Here is a 19,077-nt window from a genome sequence, read left to right as displayed (position 1 = left end):
ATTCTCATCTCTCCCATCATCTCACGCGCCAAATGCCGAAGGGCATGTGCGGACTAAAGCGCAGGCGCTGGATTTTCCCTGTCCAGGTCAAGGCGCGGTTGGCGATCAAATCTTCCATGGGAAGGGATGCACTGTCCGGAAGGTTCCACGACCACAGCGGGATCTCGACATCGGCTTCCTGGTCGTGGTGCGGATCCAGGCTGATGCCGACGAGGACGACATTCTCGCGGCCGGCGCTCGCCTTCTCGAAGAACATGACATTGTCGTTCCAGGCGGGAAGCAGCGTCAGGCCGAGATGCGAGTGCAGCGCCGGATTGTCGCGGCGGATGCGGTTGAGCATCGCGATCTCGCTTTTGATATGGCCGGGCCTGTCATAGTCCCAGGCGCGGATCTCGTATTTCTCGCTGTCGGCATATTCCTTGCGCTTGGCATCCGGCCGACCCTCGCAGAGTTCGAAGCCGTTATAGACGCCCCAGAGGCCGGAGAGCGTCGCGGCCAGGGCCGCGCGGATCAGATAGGCCGAGCGCGGGGCGTTCTGCAGGAAGTCCGGATTGATGTCATGCGTGTTGACGAAGAAATGCGGCCGGAAGAACTCCTTCGGCGCCTGCGTCGTGATCTCGCGCATATACTCCTCCAGCTCCCACTTGGTGTTGCGCCAGGTGAAGTAGGTGTAGGATTGCGAGAAGCCGACCTTCGCCAGCCGGTACATGACCTTGGGCTTCGTGAAGGCTTCGGAGAGGAAGACCACCTCCGGATGACGGGCGCGGATATCGGCGATCAGCCATTCCCAGAAGGGGAACGGCTTGGTGTGCGGATTGTCGACGCGGAACAGCTTGACGCCCTGGTCGACCCAGAGCTGGACGGTGTCGCGCAGCTCGATCCAGAGCGAGGGCACGGCGTCCTTCGCGTAGAAATCGACATTGACGATGTCTTCATATTTCTTCGGCGGGTTTTCCGCATAGCGGATCGTGCCGTCCGGTCGCCAGTCGAACCAGCCTGGATGTTCTTTCAGCCAGGGATGGTCAGGCGAGGCCTGGATGGCGAGATCGAGCGCGATTTCAAGACCGTAATCGGCAGCGGCGGCAATCAGACGGCGGAAGTCGTCGAAATCGCCGAGTTCGGGATGGATCGCCTTGTGGCCGCCTTCCGGCGAACCGATTGCATAGGGGCTGCCCGGATCGTTCGGGGCCGGCGTCAGCGTGTTGTTGCGGCCCTTGCGGTTGGTCTTGCCAATCGGGTGGATGGGCGGGAAGTAGAGGACGTCGAAGCCCATCTCGCGGATCGCCGGCAGCCGGCCGATCACGTCGTCGAAGGTGCCATGGCAATTGGCGTCGCCGCTCTGCGAGCGCGGGAAGACCTGGAACCAGCTCGCAAAGGCCGCTGCCTTGCGCTCGGCATCAAGCGGGATGACCGCGGAACGCACGCGATGCGGCCGCCGGTCGGCACGCGCCATCAGCGCCGAGACCTCCGCAGAGAGCAGGAGGCTGGTGCGGCCTGCGGCATCCGCCGTTTCCAGCCGCTTCACGAGAGCGTCGAGTTCGGTCTTCAGCGCTGCCGGCGCTTCGGCTGCGGCCTCCTTGACGAGGTTGATGCCTTCCTGGTTCTCGAGCGTGAGATCGAGCCGCGCCTCGTGCTTCTTGCCGAGCTCGTAGCGGAAGATGGCGAAGGGGTTGCGCCAGGCCTCAACGACGAATTCATGCCGACCCATGCGCCGCGGGGTAAATTCCGCGCGCCAGCGGTCGTTGACGACCAGCTGCAGCGGCACCTCCGTCCATTCCGCCTCATCCGCCGCACGCCAGAAGAGGGCAGCAGCGAGCGGGTCATGACCGTCGCCGAAGATGTCAGCCTCGACCCGGACCGTCTCGCCGACGACGCGCTTGACGGGAAAGCGCCCCTCATCGACCGATGGCGTCACCGCCTCGATCGCCAGACGCGGCGAGGCCGCCGCATCGGTTGCCTCGACGGCCCAGTCGTCCAGGCGGATCACGGGCGAGGCGCTGCCTTCGAAGACCCGGACAGCGCCGGGAGCGAGACGAAGGCCCGCGTCCAGAACGAGCGAGCCATCCTCCACTGAAGCCAGCGGCAGGAAGGCGGAAACAGCCTCGCGCACGGCATTGAAGGGCACGCGGGCGCTTTGGCGCAGATCGCGGTTGAAGAGAACGACGCGCACCCGCTCGGCCTGGCGCAGATCGGCGCGATCGCCGGAAATCAGTGCGGCCACGGACGACTTCGCTGCCGTGATCAGCTGCGGCGCAGGGCGCGGCGCCGCGCCCTGCGTGGCGAGCGACTGATTGACGCTGCGGATCTCGGCGGAGAGGTCGAAGGCGCGGTTGTCCCTGAGGCCGCGCAATCCGTCGGGTCGGCCGAAAAGCGGGTCAAGCGGCGCTGCCACGCCGAACTCGAAGCCCATCGGCACCATCAGCCCGCCGCCAAGTAGCGCGGCAAGCCGCAGCATGCGGGCCGCGCGGCGCTCCAGCACCTCCGCGCTCTCCGTGCCATGGGCGACACGCTTGGCGAAGGGTGCTTCGGGAAAGGCGATCTGCAGCGGAAACGCGCCCTGAACCTCGGCCTCGTCCAGGAACCATCGCTCCTCGAGGTCCCACCAGGCGAAGGAGGAAAAGCAGCCGTCGAACCCGGCGCCGGCGAGCGCCGCACGGGTAGAAAAGGACGTGCCCGGCGTCCACGCAAAGAGCCTGAATCCCGGCGCCGCGGCGCGGACGGAGGCGATCAGAGTCCGCCAGGCAGCGGGATCGGCATCGGCGAGTCCGAGGCAGCGGACGCCGCCGAGGCCCAGGCCGGCAAGCCGCGTCAGACGCTCCGCCCAGCGGGTGGACGTCTCCCCATCCTGCAGGGGGTCGAGCCGGCGGCTGCCGGCGACGACCGGCGGAATGCGCGGGTCGAGCGCTTGTCGCGCGCCACCCGTCTCCTCGGCGATCCGGTCAACGACCAGATCCATCATCAGCGTCAGGCCGGCGGCCCGCGCCGCAGCCACGAGACTGCGCAGACCCTGGTCGAGGTCCTCGCCGAGGCCATAGACGGGATCGAGACGGTCCTGACTGCGGCTGACGAAGACGCTGGCGCCCTCGCCACGCGGAAAGAGCGGTGCCACCATCACCGCATCGAAGCCGAGCGACCGCACGTGGTCGAACAACTCCCGCCACTGATCCAGTCCGCTCAGAAGGAGCGGGTGGGCATAGTAGATGCGGGGTGGCTGGTCGAGGCTTGTCGTGGTTTCGGGACGGGCATGTGCATTCATGAGTTCGTCTCGCAGCTTTTCATTGAGAACCCCGGGGAGCCGGTTCGGTTCCTCGCGATCTTTCGCAGTGCGGAAGGAGCGCTCTCCCGCACTGCTCTAAAATGATCGCGTCTTTGAGTGTCAGGCAGGCTGCGGCGCACTGCGTTGGTCGGAGATCTGTTTGGGCGGAGTGACACCCGCCCCGCGGGCGGATGCGACGCCCTTCGGGAAGCCGGTGCGACCCGAATAATCGCGGCCCGTCGGCCCGCCGGCCGTCCGGGAATGGCGGGCATTCGTGGCCTTGGTGGCGATGAGGTCCAACGCCGTGATGCCCAGCACCATGGCCAGAGCCGCACCGGCATTGTGCCGCTTTCGATTGTTCTCGCCCATCGCGCCCATCAGGGTAACAATGTCGAGACCATCGCCGGCGACACGGCTCATCAGCCCGGCCTGGCTGTCGACCGACAGCGTCAGCATGCCAGAGCCGATCTCGCGGATGCCATAGGCTCGGATCAAATTCTCCTTGCCTTCGAGGCCGAGCGTGCGGGCAAGGCGACCGGGCGCGATGAGTTCGGTGAAACCGAGCGCCAGGCTGAACCAGCCGAGGCCCTTCGCCAGACTGTCGGCGGTGGAGCGGGAGCTCGGCCCGCTGGAGATGACTTTCGGATCGCCCTCCGAGCGGACGTAGTTGGACAGGAATGTCATGGTGAGACTCCTTGGAGGAATTGAAAGGTGGAGCGGGGAGGATCAGGGCTTGAGCACGACCTTGATGCAGCTGTCCTGCTTGTCGCGGAACACCTTGTACATCTCGGGCCCCTCCTCCAGCGTCGCCGTATGGGTGATGACGAAGGACGGGTCGATCTGGCCTTCCTCGATGCGGCGCAGAAGATCGTCGGTCCAGCGGCGCACATGGGTCTGCCCCATACGGAAGGTGAGCCCCTTGTTCATGGCCTGGCCCATGGGGATCTTATCGACGAGGCCGGAATAGACGCCGGGAATGGAGATGATGCCGCCGGGTCGGCAGACATAGATCATCTCGCGCAGCACATGCGGTCGATCGTTTTCGAGCATCATCATCTGCTTGGCGCGGTCGAGCAGCGTGTCCGGCTGTCCAACGGAGACATGGGCTTCGAGCCCGACGCTGTCGATGCATTTCTGCGGCCCCTTGCCCCCGGTCAGCTCGTTCAGCCGCTCGACGACGCTCTCTTCGGAGAAATCGATGGTGATCGCCCCGGAGGCCTTCGCCATGGACAGGCGCTCGGAGATGCAGTCGATCGCCACGACCTGCTTGGCGCCGAGCAGGATGGCGCTGCGGATCGACATCTGGCCGACGGGACCGCAGCCCCAGACCGCCACCGTGTCAGTGGGTTCGATGTCGCAATGAACGGCCGCCTGCCAGCCGGTCGGGAAGATGTCGCCGAGGAAGAGCACCTGCTCGTCGGTCAGGCTGTCGGGCACCTTGATATGGGTTTCGTCGGCAAAGGGGACGCGCAGATATTCCGCCTGCCCGCCCGGATAGCCGCCGGTCAGATGCGTATAGCCGAAGAGGCCGGCCGTCGTGTGGCCGAAGGCCTTGTCGGCGATCTTCTTGTTGCGGTTGGACCGCTCGCAGACCGAAAAATTGCCGCGCTTGCACTGGTCGCATTCGCCGCAATTGATGGTGAAGGGCACGACAATGCGATCGCCCTTCTTGAGCTTGCCACGCATATCCGAACCGGTCTCGACGACCTCGCCCATCATTTCGTGGCCCATGACGTCACCCGGCATCATCGCCGGAATGAAATTGTGGAAGAGATGGAGGTCCGAGCCGCAGATCGCGCAGCTCGTCACCTTGATGATGGCATCGCGCGGATCCTCGATTTCCGGATCGCTGACAGTGTCACATCGAATGTCTTCCTTGCCGTGCCAAACCAATGCCCGCATGATGAATTCCGCCTGTTTCTGTCCCGTTTCACTATGGTCAGAGGCGGGCTGTGCAATCGGTGCTGGCCTGCCGCTGGTCCGTCCAACCCATAGAAACTGGGGAAGTTGCAGGGCGTCGGGCAGCTTTTCCGCAAAGCGTGCCTTTTGGCGGCGCGGCACTGTGACGCCTCGCAGGCTGGGCGCTCCCGCCTATATGCCCTTCAACAAACGAGGAAACGGACGGGAACCGCATGGTCATCGCGATGACGGACGTGTCGAAGACCTATCGGACAGCCGAGGGGCCGCTCAAGGTTCTGGACGGGATCGACCTCACGCTCAAATCCGGCGAGAGCCTGGCGCTGACCGGCGAGTCCGGCAGCGGTAAAAGCACACTCCTGCATCTCGCCGCCGGTCTCGACCATCCCGACGGCGGGCGCATCGTGATCGACGGCGCGGAGATGAGCACGCTCAACGATCGCGGCCGCGCGGCCCTGCGGCGCAGCACGGTGGGGCTGATCTTCCAGCAGTTCAATCTGATCCCCTCTCTGACCGTCGGCGCCAATCTCGCCTTTCACGCGAGGCTCGCCGGCCGGCATGATCCGGCTTGGAACGACACGCTCGCCAAGCGGCTCGGCCTCGACAGCCTGCTCGCGCGCTATCCGGAACAGCTCTCGGGCGGGCAGCAGCAGCGCGTCGCGATCGGCCGGACGCTGGCGGCCTGGCCCAAGCTGGTGCTGGCCGATGAGCCGACCGGCAATCTCGACGAGGCGACGAGCGCGCAGGTGCTGAACCTGATGCTGTCGCTGGTGGCCGAGACCGGCGCCGCGCTGCTGATGGTCACGCACTCGCTGAAGCTCGCCGACCGGCTCGACCGCCGCGTTCATCTGACCGCCGGGCGCATCGCATGAGCGCCACCACCGCGCTCGGGGCGCTGCTCTCCCACTGGCGGCGCCGGCCAATGCAACTCCTCATGCTGCTCCTCGGCCTGTCGCTCGCCACCGCGCTCTGGTCGGGCGTGCAGGCGATCAATGCCGAGGCGCGGGCGAGCTACGACCGTGCCGCCCGGCTGATCGGCCAGGACCGGCTGTCTGAGCTCGTCCACGCCGATGGACGACCGATTTCGCAGGCGACCTATGTCGCGCTCCGCCAGGCGGGCTGGCTCGTCTCGCCGGTGCTGGAGGGCGAGCTGAAGATCGGGGCGACGCGGTTGCGGCTGATCGGCATCGACCCTGCCACCCTACCAAGCGAGGCCGGCGCCCTCTCCGCCGACGCGCTTGGCGACTTCCTGCCCTTCATCACGCCCCCCGGCCTGATCGTCGTCGCGCCCGAGACCGCCGAGCGCCTCCGCGCCGCCTCCCCCGTGCCGCTCAAGGCCGAGCAGAGCATGGTGCCCGGAACCGGCACGGCCGATATCGGCATTGCTCAGACGCTGCTCAACCGCCCCGGCGAGATCAGCCGCCTGCTGCTGGCGCCGGATCAGCCTGCGGCGCGCCGGCCGCTCGCCGAGGTGGCGCCGGACCTGACGGTGAAGGCGCCGGAGGGCGGCGGCGACATCTCCCGCCTCACCGACAGCTTTCACCTGAACCTCACCGCCTTCGGCTTCCTGGCCTTCGCCGTCGGGCTCTTCATCGTCTATTCGGCGATTGGCCTTGCCTTCGAACAGCGCCGCGCGACCTTTCGCACGCTGCGCTCGCTCGGCCTCTCCGCCCGGGCGCTGACCCTGCTGCTGATCGCCGAGCTGCTCGCCTTCGCAACGCTCGCCGGGCTGGCCGGCGTCGCGCTCGGCTATCTCGTCGGCTCGCTGCTGCTGCCGGGTGTTGCAGCCACCCTGCAGGGGCTCTATGGCGCCTCGGTGCCGGGCGCGCTGACGCTTCGGCCCGAATGGTGGGTCTCCGGCCTGCTGATCGCCATCCTCGGTGCTCTCGCCGCCGCCACGCAAAGCCTCTGGCGGGTTGCGCATATGCCGCTGCTCGCCCCAGCGCAGCCACGGGCCTGGGCACGCGCCTCCGAGCGTGCGCTGCGGATCCAGGCGCTGGCGAGCGTTCTGCTGTTCATGGCCTCGATCGCGCTTGCTGTCTGGGGCCACGGCCTTGTTGCCGGCTTTGCCGTCCTCGGCGCGCTGCTGCTCGGTGCGGCCCTGCTCCTGCCGGTTCTTCTCACCCTGCTGCTGGCGGGCATGGAGCGGCTGTCGCATCAAGCGCTGCCGCAGTGGTTCTGGGCCGATACGCGCCAGCAGCTGCCCGGTCTGTCGCTGGCGCTGATGGCTCTGCTCCTGGCTCTCTCCGCCAATATCGGCGTCGGCACCATGGTCTCGAGTTTCCGCCTCACCTTCACCGGCTGGCTCGACCAGCGGCTCGCCTCCGAACTCTATGTCACCGCCCGCAACGAGAGCGAGGCGGCCGCCCTTCGCGCCTTCCTGCCGGGTAGAGTGCAGGCGATCCTGCCGATCTGGAGCGTGGAGGGCATGGTGGCCGGACAGCCCGCCGAGATCTATGGCGCCGCCGACCATGCCACCTATCGCGACAACTGGCCGCTTCTCGACCGCGCGCCGGATGCCTGGGACCAGGTGGCACGCGGCACCGGCGCGCTCGTCAACGAGCAGATGGCCCGGCGCGACGGCATTGCGGTCGGCGACCCGCTCGCCCTGCCGGGCGGCTGGGCGACGCGGGTCGCCGGCATCTATTCCGACTATGGCAATCCGGTCGGCCAGGTGATCGTCAATGTCGAGGCGCTGGCTCGGCACTTTCCGGAAGTCGAGCGGCTGCGCTACGGCCTGCGCCTGCCACCGGCCGAAGTGCCGGCGCTGAAAGCCGCCCTTCGCGAGCGATTCGGCCTGCCAGAAGAGGCGATGATCGACCAGGCCGCACTCAAGCGGCGCTCGCTGGAGATCTTCGAGCAGACTTTCTCCGTCACCGCGGCGCTCAATGTTCTAACCCTCGGGGTCGCGGGCCTGGCGATGTTCGCGAGCCTGATGACGCTTTCCACCATGCGCCTTCCGCAGCTCGCGCCTGTCTGGGCGATGGGGCTCACCCGCCGCCAGCTGGTCGGTCTCGAAGTGCTGCGGACGCTGGTGCTGGCACTGCTGACCTTCGTCGCCGCCCTGCCCGTCGGCCTGGGGCTTGCCTGGGTGCTGCTTTCGATCGTCAATGTCGAGGCCTTCGGCTGGCGGCTGCCGATCCACATCTTCCCCGCCGACTGGTTGAGGCTGGGCGGCCTGGCGCTCCTCGCCAGCCTGGTCTCGGCCCTGATCCCGCTGCGCCGGCTGGCGGTGCTCGCACCGGCCGATCTTTTGAAGGTCTTCGCCAATGAACGATGACGCCGCTCCGGGCTTCTTGCGCCGCAGCCTGCTGCTGGGCGGGCTCGCGAGCCTCGCTGTGCCGCGCCTGGCCTTGGCGCAGGGCTTTGCGGGGCTCGGCACCACGGCCGAGGGCTTCTCCGTGCCGGCGCCGGGCAAGCCCTTCGTCTTTCCGCGCGACCACGGCGCCCATCCGCATTTCCGCATCGAATGGTGGTACCTGACGGCCAACCTCGAAGGACCCGACGGCACGCCCTATGGCGTGCAATGGACGCTGTTCCGCTCCGCGCTCGCCCCACGCGAGGCAGAGGGCTGGCAGAGCCCGCAGATCTGGCTCGGCCATGCGGCGATCACCACGCGCGACAAGCAGTTCGTCGCCGAAAGGCTGTCGCGCGGTGGTATCGGACAGGCGGGCGTCATCGCCGCACCCTTCGCCGCCTCGATCGACGACTGGCGGCTCGCCCGCCGCCCGGACGCTCCGGCAGGCGCCGACGAGCTCTCCCATGTCGCGTTGCAGGCAAGCGGTACGGAGTTTTCCTATGATCTCCGCCTCACCGCCACCGGACCCTTGGTGCCACAGGGGCAGAACGGCTATTCGGTCAAATCCGCCGCGGGCCAGGCGAGCTTCTATTATTCTCAGCCTTTCTATACGGTCGAAGGCACCCTCGTCCTCCCCTCTGGCACCATCCCCGTCACCGGCCAGGCATGGCTGGACCGCGAATGGTCCTCGCAGCCGCTGGCCAGCGACCAGACCGGCTGGGACTGGTTCTCGCTCCATTTTGCCAGCGGCGAGAAGCTGATGGGCTTTCGCCTGCGCGACAGCGGAGAGGGCTATACGTCCGCCACCTGGATCGCCGCCAACGGTACGCCGACGCCTCTGCCCGCGGGTGCCCTCAGCGTCGTGCCGCTCGGCAGTAGCAAGGTCGCCGGCCGTGCGGTTCCGACACGCTGGCAGGTCCGCCTCCCGGCCCGCGGGCTCGACATCGTGACCGAACCGATCAACACTCAGGCCTGGATGGCAACCCGCACGCCCTATTGGGAAGGCCCGATCACCATTTCAGGCAGTCACAAGGGCCGCGGCTATCTGGAGATGACCGGCTACTGAGCCCAGCGAAAGCTGGAACCTCGGCAGGGAGGCGCCATTCTGAAGTTGTATCGATGAGGAGGAGGAGACGCGGCATGAATACGGCCAATCTACAGCTCGAAGGCTTGACCATGGCGGTGGCGGCCATCACCCGGATGCTGACGGAAAAGGGCCTGGTGACGCATCAGGACATCCGCAGCGCGCTCGGCCAGGCGGAGGCGGAAGCAGTGGCGAGTGCCGGCAGCGAACTCTCCGGCTCGAACCAGAAGGGCATCCTTTTCCCCATCCGGCTGCTGAGCCTCGCCAACGACGCCGCCGAGCGCGGCGAGAGCGCGAGCTTCAAGGCCTTCGCCCGCCAGGTGGGCTTGAGCGACAGGCCCTGAACGAGACAACGCCCCCGCCGGGTGGCGGGGGCGCGTCGATCCATCGGACGATCGGCAGGTCTTTACTCGGCGGCGAGAGGTAGGGCGAGCTGCGGCTCGTCCTTCTCGGCCGGCACATGCGCCGGGGCGATATCCTCCACGGCGCCATGGTTCTTCAGCGGCCGGTTGCCGGACAGCAGCCGGACGAGCACATAGAAGATCGGCGTCATGAAGATGCCGAAGAAGGTCACGCCGATCATGCCCGAGAAGACGGCGATGCCCATGGCAGCCCGCATTTCGGCACCGGCGCCGGTGGAGATCACCAGCGGCACGACGCCCATGATGAAGGCCATCGACGTCATCAGGATCGGCCGCAGCCGCAAGCGGCTCGCTTCCACCGCCGCCTGAACCGGCGTCCGCCCGGCAAATTCGAGCTCGCGCGCGAATTCGACGATCAGGATCGCGTTCTTCGCCGAAAGCCCCACCAGCACCACCAACCCGATCTGGGTGAAGATGTTGTTGTCCCCTCCGGTGAACCAAACCCCGGTCAAGGCTGCGAGCACGCCCATCGGCACGATCATGATGATGGCAATCGGCAGCGTCAGGCTCTCATACTGGGCGGCAAGCACCAGATAGACGAGCAGCAGAGCGAGCGGGAAGACCAGAATGCCGGAGTCGCCTGCGAGAATCTGCTGATAGGTGAGGTCCGTCCATTCAAAGTCGATGCCGGTGGGCAGCGTCTCGTCGGCGATCCGTTCGATCGCCGCTTGGGCCTGGCCGGAGGAGAAGCCCGGTGCCGGCCCGCCATTGACGTCGGCGGCGAGGAAGCCGTTATAGCGCGTCGTGCGCTCCGGCCCGGTCGTCGCATCCACCTTCAGAAGTGCCGAAAGCGGAATCATCTGGCCGGACTGCGAACGGACCTTCAGCTGGCCAATATCCTCGGGCTTGGCGCGGAACTTCGCATCCGCCTGGACGCGCACACTGTAGGTGCGGCCGAAAGCATTGAAGTCGTTCACATAGAGCGAGCCCAGATAGATCTGCAGCGCATCGAAGACGTCGGTGACCGAAACCCCCAACTGCTCGGCCTTGGTGCGGTCGAGATCGGCATAGAGCTGCGGCACGTTGATCTGGTAGCTCGAGAAGATGCCGGCCAGTTCCGGCGTCTGGTAGGCCTTGCCGATGAAGGCCTTGGCCGCCTCGTCCAGCGCCTGGTAGCCGAGGCCGGCGCGGTCCTCGATCTGCAGCTTGAAGCCGCCCGTCGTGCCGAGACCGTTGACCGGCGGCGGCGGGAACATGGCGATGAAGGCATCCTGAATGCCGGTGAACTTCTGATTCAGCTGCATGGCGATCGCCCCGCCCGAGAGTTCGGGCGTCTTGCGATCCTCGAAATCGTCGAGCACGGCGAAGACGATGCCGGCATTGGAGCCGATGGTGAAGCCATTGATCGACAGGCCGGGGAAGGCCAGCGCATTCTTCACGCCAGGCTGTTCGAGCGCGATCGCGCTCATCTTCTTGATCACCTCTTCGGTGCGGTCGAGCGTCGCGCCGTCGGGAAGCTGGGCGAAGCCGATGAGATACTGTTTGTCCTGCGCCGGCACGAAGCCGCCGGGCACGGCGTTGAACATGCTGTAGGTGGCACCGGCCAGCGCCAGATAGATTACCATGACGATGCTCTTGCGGGTGAGCAACCCGCCGATGCTGCGGCCATAGCCGCGCGACATGGCGCCGAAGGCGCGGTTGAAGCCGCGGAAGAACCAGCCGAGCGTCTTGTCCATGAAGACGGTCAGGAAATCCTTCTTGGCATGATGGTCCTTCAGGAGCAGGGCGGCGAGCGCCGGCGACAAGGTCAGCGAATTGATCGCCGAAATGACCGTCGAGATGGCGATGGTCAGCGCGAACTGTCGGTAGAACTGGCCGGACAGGCCGGTGATGAAGGCGAGCGGCACGAAGACGGCGACGAGCACCAGCGCGATGGCGATGATCGGGCCGGAGACTTCGCGCATCGCCCGGTAGGTCGCCTCGCGCGGCGAGAAGCCGGCTTCGATATTGCGCTCGACATTCTCGACGACGACGATCGCATCGTCGACCACGATGCCGATCGCCAGCACGAGGCCGAAGAGCGTCAGCGCATTGATGGAGAAGCCGAAGACGTACATGACGGCGAAGGTGCCGACGATCGAAACCGGAACCGCGATCAGCGGGATGATCGAGGCGCGCCAGGTCTGCAGGAAGAGGATGACGACGAGGACGACGAGGGCAACGGCTTCGAGCAGCGTATCGATGACCTTGTCGATCGAGGAGCGGACGAATTCGGTCGTGTCGTAGACGATCTCGTAGCTCACGCCCTCCGGCATGGCGACCTTCAGCTGCTTCATCGTTTCCTGAACGGCGTCCGAAATGGCGATCGCGTTGGAGCCCGGCGCCTGGAAGACCGGCACGGCGACGGCAGGCTTGCCATCGAGCAGCGAGCGCAGCGTATAGTCCGCTGCCCCCATTTCCACCCGTGCAACGTCGCGCAGCCGGGTGATCTCGCCATTGGCGCCGCTCTTCACGATGATATTGCCGAACTGCTCCGGCGTCTGCAGGCGGCCCTGCGCGTTGACGGAGAGCTGCAGATCGACGCCGGCGAGGCTCGGCGAGGCGCCGATCGTGCCGGCGGCGGCCTGGACGTTCTGCTGGCGAATGGCATTGGTGATGTCGCTCGCAGCGAGATCATGCTCGGCCGCCTTCTGCGGATCGATCCAGACGCGCATGGAATAGTCGCCGGCGCCGAAAACCTGGACCTGGCCGACGCCCTCGATGCGGGCGAGCCGGTCCTTGACGTTGAGCACCGCGTAATTGCGCAGATAGGTGAGGTCGTAGCGGTCGCCGGTCGAAACGAGGTGGACGACCATCATCAGGTCGGGCGAGCTCTTGACCGTGGTGACGCCGAGCGCGCGGACTTCAGCCGGCAGGCGCGGTTCGGCCTGAGAGACGCGGTTCTGCACCAGCTGCTGGGCCTTGTCCGGATCGGTGCCGAGCTTGAAGGTGACCGTCAGCGTCAGAACTCCGTCCGAGGTCGCCTGGCTGGACATGTAGAGCATGTCCTCGACACCGTTGATCGATTCCTCGAGCGGCGTTGCCACCGTTTCGGCGATCACCTTGGGATTGGCGCCCGGATAGGTGCCGCGCACGACGATCGAAGGCGGCACGACATCGGGATATTCCGAAATCGGCAGCGCGCGCATGCCGAGCAGGCCCGCGACCAGAATGAGCACCGACAGCACGCCGGCAAATACTGGCCTGTCGACGAAGAAACGGGAAATGTTCATATCGAAACCCTCTCCGGGAATGAACGAGAATGGCGCAGGCTACCGCTTGCGGATCCGGCATGGACCGCAAGGGCAGGCTCTGGCGTCAGGCAGTGGGTGCGGGCGGCGGGTGGAACAGTCCGCCGCACCGTTTTACTTCTGGGCGACTTCGGGCTCGGTCGACGGGGCAACCAGCGCGCCGGGGCGGATGCGCTGCAGGCCATTGATGACGATGCGATCGCCGGCGTTCAGCCCGCTGGTCACGATGCGCTGACCTTCGACGGCCGCGCCGAGCGCCACCTGGCGATAGGCGACCGTGTTGTCGGCGCCGACCACATAGACGAACTTCTTGTCCTGGTCGGTGCCGATCGCCCGCTCGCTGATCATCAGATGCTCCTCGGCCTTGGGCTCGCCCATGCGCAGCCGCACGAACTGGCCGGGGATCAGCCGCCCGCCGGGATTGTCGAAGATGGCGCGCAGCCGCAGCGTGCCGCTGGCAGAGTTCACCTCATTGTCGACCAGCTGCAGCTTGCCATGGACCGGCGTGCCGCTATCGCTGGCCAGCCCCAGCTCGATCGGCACATCCGCCAGATTGGGCGTACCGTCGGGACCGGGAGTGAGCTCGGAGAGCGTCCGGCCGACCAGCTCCTCATTGGCGTCGAAGCTCGCATAGATCGGATCCATCGACACGAGCGTCGTTAGCGGCGGCGCCTCGGATCCGGCCGCGACCAGATTGCCTTCGGTGATCTCCAGACGACCGACACGGCCGGAGATCGGCGCGCGGATCTCGGTATAGCCGAGGTTGAGCTGGGCCGATTTCAGCGTGGCAAGCGCCGATTTAAGCGTGGCTTCCGCTTCCTGATAGGTGCTGCCGCGCTGGACGAGATCGGTATCGGAGATCACTTCCTTGGCGGCGAGCTTCTGGCCACGATCGAGCTCTGTCTTGGCAAGCTCGACCCTGGCACGTGCGGAGGCAACCTGCCCTTCCGCCTGAGCCACCACCGCCTGGTAGGGCTCGGGATCGATGGTCACCAGCAGATCGCCGGCCTTGACCAGACCGCCCTCGCGGAAATGGACCGACTGGATGGTGCCCGCCACCCGCGGGCGGATCTGCACGCGGCCGACCGCTTCGAGACGGCCGGAGAAATCCTGCCAGGTGGAGACGCGCTTCGGCTCGACGGTGGTGACGGTCACCGGCGTTGCCGGCGGCGGCGCGGCGGCCGCGGTCGTCTCCGCGCTGGCATGGCTGCCAAAGGGAAGGTCGAAGGTGACGGTGGCGGCTGCGATGGTCGCAGCAAGGCCCAGGCCGGCGCCCGTCAGGGCCCAGCGGTTGCGTGTCGCTGTCATGATGCTACTCCTCGGCCGGTTCGGGCCGTTTCAATCACTCATCAAAATCAACTCAGGTGGGGACGACCGCCCCCGCCCGAAGACCCGGCAAAGCGCCGGGCCGAAGCTCCTCGACGAAATGGGTGAAGGCCGCCTTGAGCGCCTCGACCCAAGCTCCCGTCTTCCCCCGATAGATGCCGGTCCAGCCGAGGCTTTCCGGCAGAATGGTCCGACGCACCAGCGTTCCGCCCTGCGCCAGCCGGTCGGCATAGCCGAGCACTTCGTCCTTCAGCGGGTCGTCCTCGGAAGTGAGGACGAGCGCGGGCGCAACGCCCATCAGCCGCGAACAGAGACAGGGCGCCGCATATGGATGCTGCGTGCCGCAGAGCGTCTGGCGCAGATAATTGCGCCAGCCGTCCGACCAGCGGTCGAGCATGCCGATTTCGTTTGCCCGGCGGATGGAATGGGTCGTCATGCGCGGGTCGATCATCGGCGAGAGCAGGATCTGCCCGGTAAGCCCGCCCGGCATCTGATCGCGGGCCTTTAGCGCCACGCCGGCTGCAACGTTTCCGCCGGCCTCGGCGCCAGCGACGAAAAGCGGCGCCTTGACGCCGCCACCGAACTGCTTGCGCTTGACCGAGAGCTGCTGGAGCGCCGCGAAAGCCGTTTCAAGCGCCTGGGGAAACTCGTTCTCGGATGCAGTCGCATAATCGGCTTCGAGCACGATCGCGCCGCTGGCACCGAGTGCACGCACGGCCGGCCCGGCCTCAACCGGCAGGCCCTTGTCCAGGAAGGCGCCGCCGCCCAAATAGAGGACCAGCGGCGCGGCCTTGTCGGCCTTGTGCGGCGCATGCAAGCGCAGCGCCAATGGCGCACCGCCCTGCCCTTCCACCGCCATTTCGCGCCACTCGCCGGTCATCCGCCGAACTCCAAAAGTTAGCCGTCACTTGCGGCCTCGTCTGTTTGCATATTATTATTCCGCGCAAACGACACAAGCAGCTGTAGACGACATCACTGTTCCGGATTTCCGAACAATTCCGCGGCGCAGCAAGAGAGAGCGATCATGGACCAGATTGCGGCAATGCGGGCCTTTGTCCGCGTCGTGGAAACCGGCAACTTCACCCGGGCCGCAACGACGCTGAACATCCCGAAGACGACGGTCACGACTTTGGTCCAAGGCCTGGAGCAGCATTTGCGCACCACGCTGCTCAATCGCACCACCCGCCGCGTCATGGTTACCAATGATGGCGCGCTCTATTACGAGCGGGCCATGCAGATCCTGGCCGAGCTCGACGAGCTCGATTCAAGCCTCTCCAGCTCCCAGACACAGCCGAGCGGCCGGCTTCGGGTCGAAATGGCCGGCGCCTTTGCCGACCTGATCGTCGTCCCGGCCCTCTGCGACTTCTACCAGCAATATCCGCAGATTAGACTCGACATCGGCGTCGGCGACCGGCTGGTCGACTATATCGCCGAGAATGTCGACTGCGCGCTGCGCGCGGGCACGCCGGGCGACCAGTCGCTCATCGCCCGCAAGGTGGGCGAGATGGCCATGGTGCCCTGCGCCGCCCCCAGCTATATCGAGCAGTTCGGCCTGCCGGAAAATCCCGAAGATCTCAACGGCGAGCACTGGGCCGTCGGCTATCTCGCCACGCAGACCGGCCGCGTCTATCCGATGGAGTTCCGCCGCGGCGAGGAGCTGCGGGAGATTACGCCCAACTACATCGTCTCCGTCAACGATGCCCGCTCCTATGTCAGCGCCGCACTCGCCGGCATGGGCGTCATCCAGTCACCACGCTTCATGGTCGGCGAGGCCTTGGCGAAGGGCGAGCTGGTGCGGATCCTCCCCGAATGGTCGGGCGAGAGCATTCCGCTCTACATCGTCTACCCCCAGACCCGCCACCTCTCCAACAAGGTCCGCGTCTTCGTCGACTGGCTCGCCAAGCTGATCCAGAGCCATAGGGCGGCGGGGCTGTAAGGCGCTGGTGGCGGGACGTTTCCGGCGATTCGCAGGGTGGATGAAGTCTTTCGTCGACTGCATCATGCCGCCCGGGCAAGCTCCTGCTAAAGCTCGCACTTTCAATTTCACTAAACGGCTTCTCTTGCAATGGACAACGCCGTCTCGCGAGAGACGGCGTTGTCCATTCCACTGGCCGAGGATGAATTCACCCCTCGCTCGGCACCAGCCGTCTCCGGCTGCCGAAGGCGATGGTGGCGGCGCCAAGGAGGGTGCCGAGGGTCGTGAAGGCGAAGACACCAGCGGGGCCCTGCGTGTTGACGATCAGGCCGCCGAAGATGGCGCCGCTGCAGATGGCGATCTGGAAGGTGGTGAGCATCATGGCGCCGGCACTTTCGGCCTCGTCGCCGGCCGCCTTGGTCACGAAGCTCTGAACGCTGACCGGCAGGGCGCCGAAGAAGAAGCCCCAGAGCGCGGTGGCGATGGCAACGAGGGCGACCGAGCTTCCGGCAAGCGTCAACACCAGCGCCATGGCGGCGATGCCGCCGGAGGAGAAGATGATGGCGCGCGGCGTGTTGCGCTCGGCGAGGACGCCGCCGACCAGATTGCCGAGGAAGCCGCCGACGCCGAAGGCGAGCAGCGTCGCGGAAATGCCGCCGACGCTCATCTGCGGCCCGGTTTCGAGAAAGGGCCGGATGAATGTGAAGCCGGCGAAATGCCCCGAGACAACCAAAAGCACGGTGAGCAGCCCGAGCCGAATGCTCGGCCGGCGCAGCACGGCCGCCATGGTCGCGAGACTGGCCGAGCCCTTGGGCGGCATGGCCGGCAGCGTCAGGATCTGCAAGAGGAGTGCCGCGAGGCCGAGAACCGCGGCGATGGCGAAAGCGGCGCGCCAGCCGAGCAGGTCGCCGACATAGGCGCCGATAGGCGCCGCGCAGACGGTGGCGGCGGACACGCCGGACATGACGATTGCCATGGCGCGCGGCATCAGCCGCCCGGGTACCAGCCGCATGGCGAGCGCCAGCGACATGGCCCAGAAACCGCCGAGCCCGATGCCGAGCAGGGCACGGGCGAGGAATAGCTGGACCAGCCCGCCGGCGGTGGCGGCGAGCAGGCTGGAGAGGACCAGCGTCGCCGTCAGGCCGAAGAGGACGAGGCGGCGGTCGAAGCTGCGGGTGGCGATGACGACGCCCGGACCGGCGATGGCGCCGACGACGGCGGTCATGGTCATGGACTGGCCGGCCGCGCCGAGGCTGACGCCGAGATCCTTGGCGATCGGGGTCAGGAGGCTGGCCGGCAGGAACTCGGCCGTGACGAGGCCGAAGACGCCGAGCGCCAGCGAGACGACGCCGGCCCAATAAGCGGGTTGCTCGGGTCCGGTCTCGGCCATGGTGCGGTCGTCGTCGAAGGGATCAGAAAGGGAGGTGGTATTCATCAGCGTGCTCCTTGGGAGGAAGCCGCAAGCTAGGCGCCACGTCCTGGCGTTTCTATGCTAGTTAATCCAAAAATCTTGACCTTTCGTCCAATGCAGGTCATGCATTGCAGAGCGTAAACCTCTGTTGCAGGAGCCGGGCATGCATGATCCCCTCACCGAAATGTTGCGCGGCCTGAGACTGGACGGCGTGGAATATGGACGCTGCCAGCCCTCTCATCCGTTTGCCACGGGCTTCCCAGCCAAGGAGGAGGCGCATTTTCACTTCCTTGCCATGGGCCATGCCTTCCTGCAGGCACCGGACGGGCACTGGATCGAGATGCAGGCAGGTGACGCCGTGCTTCTGCCGCGCGGCGATGCGCATGTGCTGGCGAGCGAACCGGGGCTGCCGCCGGTCCCGGTCGGGGCCATGCCGCGCAAGACCGTCTGCGATGGGATCATCGACCTGCAATGCCCCTGCGCGGAGAAGCGCAACACGCTGTTCTTCGCCGAGATGCGGTTCAATATCGACAAGCGCCATCCGCTTCTGCAGATGATGCCGGCAGTGATCGAAACGCGCGATCTGGCCGCGAGCGAGCCCACGATCCCGCCGCTGCTCGACGCGATGATGCGCGAGGTCGACATGGACCGTGTCGGCGCCGGCGGTATTCTCGCGCGCCTCGCCGACGTGCTGACCGCGACGCTGATCCGCACCTGGGTGGAGCATGGCTGCGGCGATTCCTCGGGCTGGCTGGCCGCCGTGCGCCATCCCGATGTCGGCCGGGTGCTCGCCGCCATTCACCTGAACCCCGCCCACGACTGGAGCGTCGAGGCCCTGGCGCGCGAGATGGGTGCCTCGCGCTCCGGCTTCGCCCAGCGCTTTGCTGACGCCGTCGGAGAAACGCCGGCCCGCTATGTGGCGCGCATGCGGATGCAGCAGGCGCATCAATGGCTGCGCGACGGCCAGCGCGTGGCCTTGGTGGCCGAGCGGCTCGGCTATGAGTCGGAGGCCTCCTTCAGCCGCGCCTTCAAGCGCATCGTCGGCACCTCGCCGAGCCAGGCGCGCAGCCCAGGCCGCGCCTCGCTCGCCGCCGCACCTCTGGCGGCCACACCTCTGGCCGCCGCAGAATAAGCGGCCTTCGGGAAGCCGGCAGCCGCCCTATCTTCCGGCTCAAGATGGCGAAGGCGTCATGCTCAGGAGGTCGGCGGATGGGACAG

The 19,077-nt window shown here is 66.5% G+C and carries 13 protein-coding genes; 6 read left to right on the top strand and 7 right to left on the bottom strand.

Annotation, left to right across the window (positions count from 1 at the left end):
• Positions 1–16: 16 nt before the first annotated feature.
• From ACLE20_RS12050 to ACLE20_RS12040, 3 genes are all read right to left on the bottom strand, one after another.
• On the bottom strand, positions 17–3,256 hold the full coding sequence (locus tag ACLE20_RS12050; protein WP_410940543.1) for a maltotransferase domain-containing protein: 3,240 nt from the start codon (positions 3,254–3,256) through the stop codon (positions 17–19).
• Between the two features lie 120 nt (positions 3,257–3,376).
• Positions 3,377–3,940 carry a hypothetical protein gene (locus ACLE20_RS12045; protein WP_410940542.1) on the bottom strand — a complete coding sequence of 188 codons (564 nt, stop codon included), beginning with the start codon at positions 3,938–3,940 and terminating at the stop codon, positions 3,377–3,379.
• A gap of 42 nt (positions 3,941–3,982) precedes the next feature.
• Positions 3,983–5,158, bottom strand: a complete 1,176-nt coding sequence (locus ACLE20_RS12040) for a zinc-dependent alcohol dehydrogenase (protein WP_410940541.1) — start codon at positions 5,156–5,158, stop codon at positions 3,983–3,985.
• A gap of 230 nt (positions 5,159–5,388) precedes the next feature.
• On the opposite strand from ACLE20_RS12040, the gene ACLE20_RS12035 reads away from it, so the two are divergent.
• The 4 genes from ACLE20_RS12035 (at position 5,389) to ACLE20_RS12020 (ending at position 9,899) form a co-directional block, all read left to right on the top strand.
• Positions 5,389–6,045 carry an ABC transporter ATP-binding protein gene (locus tag ACLE20_RS12035; protein ID WP_410940540.1) on the top strand — a complete coding sequence of 219 codons (657 nt, stop codon included), beginning with the start codon at positions 5,389–5,391 and terminating at the stop codon, positions 6,043–6,045.
• Positions 6,042–8,453 carry an FtsX-like permease family protein gene (locus ACLE20_RS12030; protein ID WP_410940539.1) on the top strand — a complete coding sequence of 804 codons (2,412 nt, stop codon included), beginning with the start codon at positions 6,042–6,044 and terminating at the stop codon, positions 8,451–8,453. The genes ACLE20_RS12035 and ACLE20_RS12030 overlap by 4 nt, the downstream gene beginning before the upstream one ends.
• Positions 8,443–9,537, top strand: coding sequence for a lipocalin-like domain-containing protein (locus ACLE20_RS12025; protein ID WP_410940538.1), 1,095 nt, complete (start codon positions 8,443–8,445; stop codon positions 9,535–9,537). Before ACLE20_RS12030 ends, ACLE20_RS12025 begins: the two co-directional genes overlap by 11 nt.
• 74 nt (positions 9,538–9,611) lie before the next feature.
• Positions 9,612–9,899, top strand: a complete 288-nt coding sequence (locus tag ACLE20_RS12020) for a hypothetical protein (RefSeq protein WP_410940537.1) — start codon at positions 9,612–9,614, stop codon at positions 9,897–9,899.
• A 62-nt stretch (positions 9,900–9,961) separates the two neighbouring features.
• Here ACLE20_RS12020 and ACLE20_RS12015 read toward each other — a convergent pair whose 3' ends face one another.
• From ACLE20_RS12015 to ACLE20_RS12005, 3 genes are all read right to left on the bottom strand, one after another.
• Positions 9,962–13,189 (bottom strand): efflux RND transporter permease subunit, encoded by a 3,228-nt coding sequence (locus ACLE20_RS12015; protein ID WP_410940536.1) that lies wholly within the window; start codon positions 13,187–13,189, stop codon positions 9,962–9,964.
• 132 nt (positions 13,190–13,321) lie between these two features.
• Positions 13,322–14,515 carry an efflux RND transporter periplasmic adaptor subunit gene (locus ACLE20_RS12010; RefSeq protein ID WP_410940535.1) on the bottom strand — a complete coding sequence of 398 codons (1,194 nt, stop codon included), beginning with the start codon at positions 14,513–14,515 and terminating at the stop codon, positions 13,322–13,324.
• 52 nt (positions 14,516–14,567) lie between these two features.
• The gene (locus tag ACLE20_RS12005) at positions 14,568–15,413 is read right to left on the bottom strand and encodes an alpha/beta hydrolase fold domain-containing protein (RefSeq protein ID WP_410940534.1); all 846 of its coding nucleotides are present in this window, start codon (positions 15,411–15,413) and stop codon (positions 14,568–14,570) included.
• A 144-nt stretch (positions 15,414–15,557) separates the two neighbouring features.
• On the opposite strand from ACLE20_RS12005, the gene ACLE20_RS12000 reads away from it, so the two are divergent.
• A complete protein-coding gene (locus ACLE20_RS12000; RefSeq protein WP_410940533.1) occupies positions 15,558–16,469 on the top strand; it encodes a LysR family transcriptional regulator in 912 nt (303 codons plus the stop codon).
• 187 nt (positions 16,470–16,656) lie between these two features.
• On the opposite strand, the gene ACLE20_RS11995 is transcribed toward ACLE20_RS12000, so the two are convergent.
• Positions 16,657–17,838, bottom strand: coding sequence for an MFS transporter (locus tag ACLE20_RS11995; RefSeq protein WP_410940820.1), 1,182 nt, complete (start codon positions 17,836–17,838; stop codon positions 16,657–16,659).
• Between the two features lie 184 nt (positions 17,839–18,022).
• Between ACLE20_RS11995 and ACLE20_RS11990 the strand changes: the two genes are divergently transcribed.
• Positions 18,023–18,991 carry an AraC family transcriptional regulator gene (locus ACLE20_RS11990; protein ID WP_410940532.1) on the top strand — a complete coding sequence of 323 codons (969 nt, stop codon included), beginning with the start codon at positions 18,023–18,025 and terminating at the stop codon, positions 18,989–18,991.
• Positions 18,992–19,077 lie beyond the last annotated feature (86 nt).

The sequence above is a fragment of the Rhizobium sp. YIM 134829 genome, assembly GCF_046546455.1.
Note: the sequence above shows the minus strand (reverse complement) of the source record. Positions and strands in the feature narration are given on the sequence as shown.

Bases quoted from the DNA above. Each gene is read 5' to 3' on its own strand.
- ACLE20_RS12025 (WP_410940538.1), top strand. From the start codon at position 8,443: ATGAACGATGACGCCGCTCCGGGCTTCTTGCGCCGCAGCCTGCTGCTG.
- ACLE20_RS11990 (WP_410940532.1), top strand. From the start codon at position 18,023: ATGCATGATCCCCTCACCGAAATGTTGCGCGGCCTGAGACTGGACGGC.
- ACLE20_RS12045 (WP_410940542.1), bottom strand. From the start codon at position 3,940: ATGACATTCCTGTCCAACTACGTCCGCTCGGAGGGCGATCCGAAAGTC.
- ACLE20_RS12020 (WP_410940537.1), top strand. From the start codon at position 9,612: ATGAATACGGCCAATCTACAGCTCGAAGGCTTGACCATGGCGGTGGCG.
- ACLE20_RS12005 (WP_410940534.1), bottom strand. From the start codon at position 15,413: ATGACCGGCGAGTGGCGCGAAATGGCGGTGGAAGGGCAGGGCGGTGCG.
- ACLE20_RS12050 (WP_410940543.1), bottom strand. From the start codon at position 3,256: ATGAATGCACATGCCCGTCCCGAAACCACGACAAGCCTCGACCAGCCA.
- ACLE20_RS12035 (WP_410940540.1), top strand. From the start codon at position 5,389: ATGGTCATCGCGATGACGGACGTGTCGAAGACCTATCGGACAGCCGAG.
- ACLE20_RS12010 (WP_410940535.1), bottom strand. From the start codon at position 14,515: ATGACAGCGACACGCAACCGCTGGGCCCTGACGGGCGCCGGCCTGGGC.
- ACLE20_RS12000 (WP_410940533.1), top strand. From the start codon at position 15,558: ATGGACCAGATTGCGGCAATGCGGGCCTTTGTCCGCGTCGTGGAAACC.
- ACLE20_RS12015 (WP_410940536.1), bottom strand. From the start codon at position 13,189: ATGAACATTTCCCGTTTCTTCGTCGACAGGCCAGTATTTGCCGGCGTG.
- ACLE20_RS11995 (WP_410940820.1), bottom strand. From the start codon at position 17,838: ATGGCCGAGACCGGACCCGAGCAACCCGCTTATTGGGCCGGCGTCGTC.
- ACLE20_RS12030 (WP_410940539.1), top strand. From the start codon at position 6,042: ATGAGCGCCACCACCGCGCTCGGGGCGCTGCTCTCCCACTGGCGGCGC.
- ACLE20_RS12040 (WP_410940541.1), bottom strand. From the start codon at position 5,158: ATGCGGGCATTGGTTTGGCACGGCAAGGAAGACATTCGATGTGACACT.